This window comes from Pseudomonas sp. BTN1 (assembly GCF_001907715.1).
Taxonomy (GTDB): domain Bacteria; phylum Pseudomonadota; class Gammaproteobacteria; order Pseudomonadales; family Pseudomonadaceae; genus Aquipseudomonas; species Aquipseudomonas paracarnis.
In genome coordinates this window covers 1-4,218 of the sequence record NZ_MPBM01000076.1, presented here as the reverse complement: position 1 = coordinate 4,218, position 4,218 = coordinate 1, and the positions used below count along the sequence as shown (strand labels likewise).

The 4,218-nt window shown below is 60.4% G+C and carries 5 protein-coding genes; 2 read left to right on the top strand and 3 right to left on the bottom strand.

From position 1 onward, the window contains the following. Positions 1-25 precede the first annotated feature (25 nt). Positions 26-955 carry an AraC family transcriptional regulator gene (locus BMH52_RS27585; RefSeq protein WP_003193916.1) on the bottom strand — a complete coding sequence of 310 codons (930 nt, stop codon included), beginning with the start codon at positions 953-955 and terminating at the stop codon, positions 26-28. A 327-nt stretch (positions 956-1,282) separates the two neighbouring features. Here BMH52_RS27585 and BMH52_RS27580 point away from each other — a divergent pair, with 327 nt between their 5' ends. Both BMH52_RS27580 and BMH52_RS27575 read left to right on the top strand, forming a co-directional pair. Beyond that, complete coding sequence (locus tag BMH52_RS27580) at positions 1,283-1,624, top strand: antibiotic biosynthesis monooxygenase family protein (protein ID WP_003193915.1); 342 nt, start codon at positions 1,283-1,285, stop codon at positions 1,622-1,624. A 41-nt stretch (positions 1,625-1,665) separates the two neighbouring features. Next, entirely contained in the window at positions 1,666-1,911 is a 246-nt protein-coding gene (locus BMH52_RS27575) for a hypothetical protein (protein ID WP_019817340.1), read from the top strand. Between the two features lie 80 nt (positions 1,912-1,991). Here BMH52_RS27575 and BMH52_RS27570 read toward each other — a convergent pair whose 3' ends face one another. Together BMH52_RS27570 and BMH52_RS27565 are read right to left on the bottom strand one after the other, a co-directional pair. After that, positions 1,992-2,624 carry a flavin reductase family protein gene (locus BMH52_RS27570; protein ID WP_038451372.1) on the bottom strand — a complete coding sequence of 211 codons (633 nt, stop codon included), beginning with the start codon at positions 2,622-2,624 and terminating at the stop codon, positions 1,992-1,994. 113 nt (positions 2,625-2,737) lie between these two features. Continuing rightward, complete coding sequence (locus tag BMH52_RS27565; RefSeq protein WP_073845653.1) at positions 2,738-4,003, bottom strand: MFS transporter; 1,266 nt, start codon at positions 4,001-4,003, stop codon at positions 2,738-2,740. Positions 4,004-4,218 lie beyond the last annotated feature (215 nt).

Genomic DNA, 4,218 nt, shown 5'->3' with positions numbered 1-4,218 from the left:
GCTCCCACATGTTGCTCTGCGTACATCAGATGCTCTGGCGCAACCGGGCCAGGTCGCGCAGCGGCGGCGCACCGAACAACCGGCTGTACTCCCGGCTGAACTGGGACGGGCTTTCATACCCCACCCGATAGCCCGCCGCCGAGGCCTCCAGCCCTTCGGCAATCATCAGCCGCCGGGCTTCCTGCAAGCGCAGTTGCTTCTGGTATTGCAGCGGGCTCATGGCCGTGATCGCTTTGAAACGGTGGTGCAAGGTCGAGACGCTCAGGTTCACTTCCTTGGCCAGGTCGTCGATGCGCAGCGGCTGTTCATAGTTGCCGTTCAGCCAGGTGATCGCCTGGCTCACCCGATGGCTCTGGCTGTTAGCCACAGCGATTTCATACAGGCGATAACCCTGCGGGCCACGCAGCAAGCGGTAGAGAATTTCACGGTTGATCAAGGGCGCGAGCATCGCGATGTCTTTAGGCGTGTCCAGCAAGCGGGTCAGGCGCAGCACCGCGTCGAGCAGTGCGTGATCGATGCGGTCGACGTACATGCCTCGTGAGGTCGGGCGCGAGGGCACGCCCATCGGCCCGGCCTCTGCGATCAGCGCGGTGAGCTGCGCCGGGTCGATATTGATACGCACCGAGAGGTTCGGGTCCTCGGCGGTGGCGTCAATAATGCGGCCGGCCACCGGCATCGCCACCGAGAACACCAGGTAGTTAAGCGGGTCGTAGGCAAAGATCTCGTCGGCCAGGCGCACTTCCTTACTGCCACTGGCTAGGATGCACAGCGCGGGTTCCACCAGCACCGGCATGAAGTCCCGGGGCGCGTTGTGGCGGTTCAGGTACAGCGAGGTGATCGCCGTGCCGTAGGAGCCGTCCTCCCAGGTATGGCGGTGCACGATACTGGCCAGCTCGGCGCGTTGTTTCTCCATCTCGGCATCGAGGGGAACGGGCTTGGATTCGGGCGACGGCATGGGGCGTCCTCTACACGCGGCTTTGATGGGCTCAGCTTAGCGGCGGCTTTTCAAAAAGTGTTACGTCGATTCTGCAGCATCCTTGCCTGATCCTGCGAGATCGCGTGAATCAGGCAAGTACGCAGCCTGTCATCTGCCTGAAACATGGGGCCTGGGCCTGGAATAAATTCTGAGACCGAACGTCCTCCCTACGCTTCTCGCAGGATTGTGCAATAAGCCTGCAGGAATTGACTAACCGCGCTTACCGCCGCGCCGTTATCTTTGATCCTGTGGCAACACGCCCTCATTGTGCTTGCCGAGCATCACTTCTCAACGGGAGAGTCGAACATGTCCACCCCCATTCCCGCGAGCCATATGGCCTTTATCCGCGCCCGTAGCGGGTGCAGCACCGAACTCGGTGCACGCTTGAGCAGTTTGATCGAACCGGGTCGCCAGGCCCAGGGTTGCCTGCAATTCTCGTTGCAGCACTCCCAGGTCGACCCCGATGTATGGCTGGTATCCGGGTTCTGGAGCAGCGAGCAGGCCATGAGCGCCTACTTCAACTCTCCGGCCCTGATGATCTTCACTGAGCTTCTGAACGACATGGTCGTGCGCAGCATGGACTTCCAGACCTTCACCGACGCATCGGCGGCACAGGCCTACGGCGAGTACCTGCAACTGGCCGGTTAACGGTTAGAATGGCCGACTTTCCATTGGCCAGGACTTGCAACATGGCACGTAAACAATTTGCCCACCACGAAGCCGTTTCCGCCGTAGTACCGGGCGAAGGTGGCTACAGCGCCGCCGTCGCCGTCAAGGCACTGGATGGCATGGGCGCACCCAGGTTTCACAAGATCCTTGATGGGCAGACGTTCAAGACAGCGTCCGATGCCGATGATGCGGCGACGTTGCAACTCGAGCATCTGGTCGATGTGGATGCAGAAGGCCAACTGACCTGGGCGACTGCTGAACGCTGAGACAGCACACCTAACCAATGTGGGAGCTGGCTTGCCTGCGATAGCGGTATCCAGCTCCCACAGTTTTGATTGCATTGCAGTCAGGGTTTGGTGGCGCCTGGGCGGTACATCTTGAACAGCGCTTCTGGCCCCAGCTGGAAATAATCCGCCGGGCCACCCCCGCGTAAAATCGGCTCGGCGGCAGCGGTGTCGTAGATCCCGTCCTTGAGCAACCATTTGGCGATGTGCACCGCAACCACCTCGCCCAGCACCAGCCAGCTCGGCACCAACTGTTGGTCGGCACGTTGCAGCTGGATGATCTGCGTCACCTTGCACTCGAACGACACCGGGCTCTCGCCCACCCGTGGTACGCCAACGATTTTCGAAGCCACCGGCGTCAAGCCGGAGAGTTCGAATTCATTCACCTCGGGCGATACGGCCGCGCAGCTCTGGTTCATCTGCTCGGCCAGCGGGCGGGTGGCCAGGTTCCAGACGAATTCGCCGGTCTGTTCGATATTGTTCAGGCTGTCTTTACGCCCGACACTGGAAAACCCAATGATCGGCGGAATGTAGTTGAATGCGTTGAAGAAACTGTAGGGCGCCAGGTTCAGGCGGCCTTCGCGGTCGTGCGAGGAGATCCAGCCAATCGGGCGTGGGCCGACGATGGCATTGAACGGGTCATGGGGCAGGCCGTGGCCGTTGGCGGGTTCGTAAAAGTGGATATCGTCGGACATGGCCCTGTTCTGCTCTCAATTTTGGGGCCTCCATCATATCCAATGTGGGAGCGGGCTTGCTCGCCGGTTTGGGGGGCCAGGCCCGCTCCCACAGTTTTTACTGCATTAGGCTGTTAGTCAGTGGTGATTCGCGAGTGTTTACGCGTGTCTTTCATGGTCACGTAGACCATCAACGACACGGCGATACACGCGGTCACGTACCAGTAGTAGCCCGTTTCCATACCGATGCTCTTGAACCACAGCGCGATGTATTCAGCGGTACCGCCGAAGATCGACACGGTCAGGGCATACGGCAGGCCCACGCCCAGTGCGCGGATTTCGGTCGGGAACAGCTCGGCCTTCACCACGGCGTTGATCGAGGTGTAGCCGCTGACGATGATCAGCGCCGCCATGATCAGGAAGAACGCGCCCCACCAGCTCTGGATGGTGTGCAGGGTGGTGAGGATCGGCACGGTGAACAGGGTGCCAAGCACGCCGAAGGCGATCAGGATCGGGCGGCGGCCGATTTTATCCGACAGCCCGCCGATGATCGGTTGCAGGCACATGAACAGAAACAGCGTCGCCGCCGAGATGGTGGTGGAGTCGGAGATGCTCATGCCGACCGTGTTCACCAGGTATTTCTGCATGTAGGTGGTGTAGGTGTAGAACGCCAGGGTGCCGCCCATGGTCAGGCCGACCACGGTCATCAGTTCCTTGGGGTGACGCATCAAGGTGCGCATTGCGCTTTCCTTGGCTTTTTCTTTCTTGGTGAACGACTCGGTTTCTTCCATGCCGCGACGCAGGTACAGCGCGACCACTGCGCACAGGGCGCCGATGGCGAACGGGATGCGCCAGCCCCAGGCGTACAGTTGTTCGGGAATCAGGGTCACGTACTGGAAGCTTGAGTAGAACCCGCGACGTTCCTTGGTGGCCATCTCACTGAGATAGGTGGCAGAGGTGCCGTATTCGCCGCCGACCGACAGGCCCTGCAGCAGGCGGGCAAACACCAGCAGGATCGGCGCACCGATACCAATGATTTCATAGCCTGGGCTCAGGGCAATCAGCAGCGAGCCGAAGCACATCAGGTACACCGAGGCCATCAAGGCTTTTTTACGCCCGACTTTGTCGGCGTAGAGGCCCATCAGCCAGCCACCGATCGGGCGCATCAGGAAGCCCACGGCGAAGATCGCGGCGGTGTTGAGCAGTTGGGCAGTGGTGTCGCCTTTGGGGAAGAAGGCTTTGGCGAAGTACAGCGAGAAGGCGGCGTAGACGTACCAGTCGTACCATTCGACCATGTTGCCGACCGATCCGCTGAAGATCGACTTGATGCGGCTGGAGGTGGTGCGCTCCTGCGCTTTTGCGGCCGTCGATCCCAGAGGCACGGTGTTGGAGTTATCCATTGAAGGATCCTTCATCTAGTTGTTTTTATGGAGCGGCGCGTGCGCAGCCTGTTGGGGCTATAGCAGGAGCTGTGCCAGGTAGAGGAAGGCCCGCAATAGAAGGGTTGCGGGATTTTATTGAGCGGAAAGTCGCTGATGGTTTTGGGGTGGTGAGCGGAAATCCGCTTATGGCTACTGGCCTCTTCGCGAGCAAGCCCGCTCCCACAGGTTGGAAT